This window comes from Lentiprolixibacter sp. (assembly GCF_982873095.1).
Genome location: NZ_CEYNTP010000093.1, coordinates 1 through 6766 on the forward strand (window position 1 = coordinate 1; position 6766 = coordinate 6766).

Below are 6766 nucleotides of genomic sequence, written 5' to 3' on the forward strand. Positions count from 1 at the left end.
AAAGCCAGTAAAGGAAAACTAAGGTTGTTGTATGAGTGCAACCCCATGGCTTTTTTAGCAGAACAAGCCAATGGCAAAGCCAGTGACGGCTTTGGCAGGATTATGGAAATCCAGCCTGAGGAATTGCACCAGCGCGTTCCTTTTTTCTGCGGTAGCCGAAAGATGGTTGAGAAAGCAGAGTCATTTATGGCAAAGCACCACGGCTCCTGAGCATCCGCTCCTCCAATAATGGTTGCTTGGATTATTTGGTCATGATGTGGTAGTAGTCTTCAAACCGGACCCTACCTGTAAAGATGGCTACTGACTTTTCAATTATTTTGTCCGCCTTTTTGGTGGGGAATCCCAGCCCGAGTACGTATTTTTTTATAAGAGACATTTCTTCCTCGTCCAGGACGTGATCGGCATAAATCACTTTGAACAAATCGAACAGCCTCTCATAACGTTCTTTCTGACTATGGGAAGGGTCAATAGGATACTTGTTGGACTTCTTCATGACCTCCTTATACTCCGCTTCGGTAATATCCAGTTTATCCGCGAATCGATCTATCAATTTTTTTTCTTGGGGATTGAGTTCGCCATCAACCGCTGCGAGTGAGGCAAGGGTTGCAAAATGCGCCAAATTTTTCCTTTTTGCACTATGTCTGTATAAATCTACTATGGGCATGTTTGAGAAATCTTGTTATCGGACAAAGATACTTCATTTCCTGAGCAAAATAGAAGTGTAGAGTTGAATTTTTTGCCCTGCTGCTTTGCCAAAACTATACTAAAAGCGGCGGCCTGTGCTGCTGAAATTTGTAAATTATGCCCGCTGTGAAAAAGCCACTATTACAATTTACGAATAAAGGTATTTACTGCGAAAAGGCAGATGTATACCTGGATCCCTGGCAACCTGTTAAAAAAGCCATCATTTCCCATGGGCATGCCGACCATAGTCGATGGGGGCATAAACAGTACATTACCCACCATTCCAATATACCCATCATAAAACACCGCCTGGGTGAGCTTGCTGTTAGTGGGAAGTCCTGGGGCGAATCTTTTAGCATCCGCGGGGTGAAATTCAGCCTGTATCCTGCCGGACATATCATTGGTTCCTCACAGATCCGGGTGGAGCACAAGGGTGAGGTTTGGGTTTTCTCTGGTGATTACAAAACGGAAGACGACGGGATAGCAACTCCATTTGAACCCGTAAAGTGTCACACCTTCATTACCGAATGCACTTTTGGTTTACCCGCCTTTAAATGGCAGCCACAGCAAACCGTCTTTTGGGATATCAATAGCTGGTGGGCAATGAACAGGGAAGAAGGACTCACTTCGGTACTTTTTGGTTATAGCCTGGGTAAGGCCCAGCGTTTGTTAAAATATCTGGACCCCCATAATGGACCTATCTATACCCATGCTGCGGTGGAAAATATGACTTCCGTACTGCGTTCGCACACCGGGTTCCCGGAAACCCATCTGATTACAAGGGAAACAAGGAGCGAAGAACTTAAGGGCGCCCTGGTACTGGCACCCCCAAGTGCCCACGGCAGTCCCTGGTTGAGAAAAATGGTCCCTTATGTTACAGCCACTGCCAGCGGCTGGATGGCTTTCAGAGGGGCAAGGAGGAGAAGGGCCATTGACAAGGGGTTTGTCCTCAGCGATCATTGTGATTGGGAAGGATTGCTTGGAGCCATTCAGGCCACAGAGGCAACACAAATCATCTGTACCCATGGTTATACCGATATCTTTTCCAGGTATCTTCTGGAAAAAGGATACGACGCCCGTACTGAAGCTACCCTTTACGAAGGTGAGTCCGGCGAGATAAATCCTGCAGACAAGGGAGAAGAAACCAGGACAGCGTCTAACATCGGGGAAAACAACCCAGATTAAAACCACTTTTCGCAGTATGAAACGGTTTGCACAGCTCATAAAAGCACTCGACAGTACAAATACAACCAACCGAAAGGTTGCTGCACTGGCCGACTACTTCCGTACTGCTCAGGATGCAGACAAGGTCTGGACCATAGCCCTGCTTTCCCATCGACGTCCCTCCAGGCCGGTCAATACCACCCTGCTCAGAAACTGGGCGGCCGAATGGGCCGGTATCCCCGAATGGTTGTTTGAAGAAAGTTACCATATTGTAGGGGACCTGGCAGAGACTATTGCCCTGGTGGTCCCTACTGCCAAACGGTCTACCGAAAAGTCCTTACGGGATTATCTGAACGAGATGATCCAGCTTAAATCCAAGCCAGAGGAAGAAAAGAAATCCTATTTGGTTAGGCATTGGAACAGCATGGATTACTACGAGCGATTTGTCTTCAATAAACTGATCACCGGTGGATTCCGCATTGGCGTAAGCCAGAAACTCATGACCCGTGCGCTGTCACAGGCAACGGGAATTGATGAAGACATCCTGGCCTATCGCTTGATGGGCAACTGGGACCCGAAAACCATCACTTTTCAAAAACTTGTACTTGAGGAAAACGAGGCCGAATCCCTTTCCAGGCCCTATCCTTTTTACCTGGCCTATCCTATTGAGGGAAATATTGAGAACCTCGGTGACGTAAAAAACTGGTACCTGGAGCACAAATGGGATGGAATCCGCAGCCAGCTGATCGTTCGAAACGGGGAGCTTTTTATCTGGAGCCGTGGTGAAGAACTGGTTACCGACAAATATCCAGAACTGCATATTCTCACCGACCATATCCCGGATGGCACCGTACTGGACGGGGAGCTGTTGCCCTATCCAAATGGCAGCCTGGGCACTTTTAATGATTTACAAACACGGATAGGCAGGAAGAAGGTCACAAAAGCACTGATGCAAAAAATTCCGGTTATCATCAAGGCCTACGACCTGCTTGAATGGCAGGGGCAGGACATACGTAATTCCCCGTATGTGGAAAGACGAAGGAACCTTGAGAACGGACTTAAAGCCCTCTTTACAGATGATAACATCCCGTTACAACTTTCCGAGAAAATGCAGCTTCCTTCCTGGGAGAAGGTGGCAGAGGAACGCGAGCGTGCCCGGGAACTGCGCAGTGAAGGCCTTATGCTAAAACACAGGGAAGGGCCCTATGAGGTAGGGAGGAAAAAGGGAAACTGGTGGAAATGGAAAGTAGACCCCCTTACCATCGATGCCGTACTTACCTATGCCATGCGCGGACATGGACGCCGCAGCAATCTGTTTACCGATTACACCTTTGCCCTTTGGGATACCAACGAAGTGGGAGAACAGGAACTGGTCACCTTTGCCAAGGCCTATTCCGGACTTACAGATGCAGAATTCAGGCGTATTGATGCCTGGATAAAGAAAAATACACTGGAACGTTTTGGTCCGGTAAGACAAGTAGTCCCCTATCATGTTTTCGAAATAGCTTTTGAAGGTATTGCCCATTCCAAACGCCATAAAAGTGGCATAGCCACCCGCTTTCCCCGTATGTTACGCTGGAGGGAGGATAAGCGCATAGAGGATGCCAATACCCTGGAGGATCTCAGACAAATGATCCCGGGAATTTCCACAGAAAAACAGGAGGCTAAATAGGTGCGCATGAAGAGATCCGAACTGCTCCAAATAGCCGAAGCCTGGTTCAGCAAACAGCACTGGACCCCCCATGCTTTTCAAAAGAAGACATGGGATGCTTTCCTGAGCAAAAAGAATGGCCTGTTAAATGCCCCCACAGGGAGTGGTAAGACCTATGCGCTTTGGTTTCCCATCGTCCTGAATTATATCGCCCAGAATCCGGACTATGCCACCCGGCATACCAAAGGATTAAAAGCCATCTGGATTACCCCTTTGCGGGCACTATCGCAGGAAATCAAACAATCTGCTGAACGGGTCACCCAGGATTTAGGCACCCAGTTAACCGTTGGGATACGAACCGGGGATACTTCTACAGCAGAACGACAAAGACAGCGCAGAGCAATGCCCGACCTCCTGATTACTACCCCTGAGAGTTTGCAGCTACTGCTCGCGACCAAGGGCTACGCCAACATCTTCAAGACCTGTACTGCTATAGTTGTGGACGAATGGCATGAATTACTGGGCACCAAGAGAGGGGTACAGATGGAACTCGGTCTCTCCAGGCTCAAAACCATCTGCCCCGACATGAGGATCTGGGGGATTTCCGCAACGATAGGAAACCTTGAAGAAGCCAGGGAAGTGCTGCTCGGGCCAGGAACGGATTATCTTAAAAACTCCGTCTTGCTCAGAGCGCAGCTTAAGAAAAAGATTACGGTGAGGAGCATCATCCCCAAAACCATGGAAACTTTTCCCTGGCGGGGGCACCTGGGACTACGCCTACTGGAGGACATCATCCCGATCATTGAAAAAAGCAAGACCACTTTAATCTTTACCAATACGCGAAGTCAGTGCGAGATCTGGTTTCAAAAGATCCTTGAAAAACATCCGGAATTAGCGGGGGAAATCGCAATGCATCACGGCAGCATCAATAAGGAGACCCGCTTATGGGTAGAACAGGCTATTCGAAACGAAAGCCTGAAAGCGGTGGTTTGTACCTCCAGCCTTGATCTGGGGGTAGACTTTGCCCCAGTGGAAACCGTGGTACAGATCGGGGGCCCCAAGGGGGTGGCCCGGTTTCTGCAACGCGCCGGGCGCAGCGGACACAGGCCCGGTCAGGAAAGTATTATTTATTTCCTGCCCACCCATGCTATCGAACTTGTTGAGGCTTCAGCCTTGCAGCAGGCTGTAAAATCAAAAGCCGTGGAAGATCGTATCCCCTACCTCAACAGCTTTGATGTATTGGTACAGTACCTGACCACTCTGGCGGTCTCAGACGGGTTCCTTCCGGAGGAGATCTACCCCGAAGTAAAAAGCACCTTCTGCTATCAGGCCATGAGCAGGCAGGAATGGGAATGGCTGTTGAATTTCATTGTGCTGGGGAGCCAGAGCTTACAGGCCTATGACGAATACAAAAAAGTTGAAATTACCGAAAGTGGGCACTTCAAGGTAACCCACCGGGCTGTGGCCATGCGCCACCGCTTTCAGATAGGCACCATTGTAGGTGACGCCAACCTCACGGTGCGATACCAGAAAGGGGGATACATCGGAACCATAGAAGAGTCCTTTGTCTCAAAACTAAAAAGGGGCGATGTCTTTACCTTTGCAGGGCGCAATCTCGAATTTATCCGCATCAAGGAGATGCAGGTCCATGTGCGCAACTCCAGTAAGAAAACCAGCAAAGTACCCGCATGGATGGGCGGAAGGCTGACCCTATCGGCCCAAATGTCCAAAATCCTGAGGGAAGAACTGTATTCCGTCAGCCTGGAACCCAAAAGACAATCGCGTGAAATTCGGTCCCTGGCCCCTGTATTTGAACGTCAGCGGAGAGAAAGCATCATTCCACAACCCAATGAATTCCTTATTGAAACCTTTAAAACCCGGGATGGCTACCACCATCTGTTTTACCCTTTTGAAGGACGTTTTGTACATGAAGCCCTTGGCAGCCTGCTCAGTTACCGGATCAGCCTGTTGACTCCCATCTCCTTTTCGCTGGCCTTCAACGATTACGGATTTGAATTGCTGTCAGACAAAGCCGTGGATATGCAGGAAGTACTGGATAACGACCTGTTTACCACAGACTACCTTTTTGAGGACCTGCAAAAAAGCCTGAACTCCACAGAAATGGCAAGAAGGAAATTCAGGGATATTGCCGTTATCAGTGGAATGGTATTCACCGGGTATCCAGAAAAGGGGGTAAAAATGAAGCACCTGCAGAGTAGCTCCCAGCTTCTTTTCGATGTTTTTAAAGATTACGAACCGGATAACCTCCTGTACCTGCAGGCATTTCGCGAAACCTTTGAACACCAGTTAGAGGAAGGCCGTCTGCGAAAGGCGCTGGAGCGTATCGCAACCCAGGAAATCATCTGGAAAGCCTGCCAAAAACCCACCCCATTTTCCTTCCCCATTATTACAGACCGCCTGCGCGAAAAACTGTCCAGTGAAAAACTTGCCGACCGCATTCGCAAAATGACCGCAATCCTGACGCGATAGGGGGAATATTCTTGTACCTCTTTTTATACCTTTGCTGGTAACATGACCTTGCGAACCTCCATTCTCAACAATACATTCATTATGCATCCGGCTGGCGCCCTGTATTGGGAGCAGGCGGGAATCCTGCTGATCAGCGATGTACATCTGGGCAAGGTCTCCCATTTCAGGAAATCAGGGGCAGCCGTTCCCCAGGGGGCCATCCAAAGGAACTTTGAATTGATGGACGAGGTAGTACAGCGTTTTAACCCGAGGGAAATCTACTTCCTGGGCGATCTTTTTCATTCTTACCTCAATCAGGAATGGCACCTCTTTGAGAAGTGGGTACAAGGAAATTCCGTTCGCTTTACCCTTATCAGTGGTAACCACGACATCATATCCCCTTTGAAGTTTGAATCGCTCGGTATCAGGGTCTGTAAAGAACTGCGTAAGGCTCCCTACTTTTTTACCCACCATCCCTCGGAAGAAGAAGGATTTTTCAACTTTGCCGGGCATTTGCACCCTGCAGTGCGACTTAGAGGCATGGGCAGGCAATCCCTGAGGTTGCCCTGTTTCTTTCGCAGCCCTGCACAAATGATCCTTCCGGCTTTTGGTGAATTTACCGGGAATCATGTGATGTCTCCGGGAAAAAAAGACCAGGTCTATGCCATAGCCGGCAATGAAGTAATTGACGTTTCCCCAACTATTAGTATATGATTACGTGCCAGAAAGAGAAATTCAGCCTGCCAGGTGATGTAAGTTATCTGAACGGAGCGTATATGTCGCCCCAGCTTAGATCTG

At 48.8% G+C, this 6766-nt stretch carries 5 protein-coding genes and 1 pseudogene; 5 read left to right on the top strand and 1 reads right to left on the bottom strand.

All coding sequences use genetic code 11. The features are described from left to right. Window positions 1-210, top strand: a pseudogene (locus AC4E7D_RS07205) (class 1 fructose-bisphosphatase); the annotation flags it as partial. Between the two features lie 31 nt (window positions 211-241). Here the strand turns inward: AC4E7D_RS07205 and AC4E7D_RS07210 are convergent. Further along, on the bottom strand, window positions 242-619 hold the full coding sequence (locus AC4E7D_RS07210) for a tellurite resistance TerB family protein (RefSeq protein WP_490173137.1): 378 nt from the start codon (window positions 617-619) through the stop codon (window positions 242-244). A 191-nt stretch (window positions 620-810) separates the two neighbouring features. On the opposite strand from AC4E7D_RS07210, the gene AC4E7D_RS07215 reads away from it, so the two are divergent. From AC4E7D_RS07215 to pdeM, 4 genes are read left to right on the top strand one after another with little or no spacing between them, the layout of a single operon-like run. Further along, a complete protein-coding gene (locus AC4E7D_RS07215; RefSeq protein ID WP_490173138.1) occupies window positions 811-1869 on the top strand; it encodes a ligase-associated DNA damage response exonuclease in 1059 nt (352 codons plus the stop codon). 16 nt (window positions 1870-1885) lie between these two features. Then, window positions 1886-3520 carry an ATP-dependent DNA ligase gene (locus AC4E7D_RS07220; protein ID WP_490173139.1) on the top strand — a complete coding sequence of 545 codons (1635 nt, stop codon included), beginning with the start codon at window positions 1886-1888 and terminating at the stop codon, window positions 3518-3520. Window positions 3521-3526: 6 nt separating this feature from the next. Next, the gene (locus AC4E7D_RS07225; RefSeq protein WP_490173140.1) at window positions 3527-5989 is read left to right on the top strand and encodes a ligase-associated DNA damage response DEXH box helicase; all 2463 of its coding nucleotides are present in this window, start codon (window positions 3527-3529) and stop codon (window positions 5987-5989) included. 42 nt (window positions 5990-6031) lie between these two features. Continuing rightward, the gene (gene pdeM / locus AC4E7D_RS07230) at window positions 6032-6682 is read left to right on the top strand and encodes a ligase-associated DNA damage response endonuclease PdeM (RefSeq protein WP_490173141.1); all 651 of its coding nucleotides are present in this window, start codon (window positions 6032-6034) and stop codon (window positions 6680-6682) included. The last annotated feature ends 84 nt before the right edge of the window (window positions 6683-6766 follow it).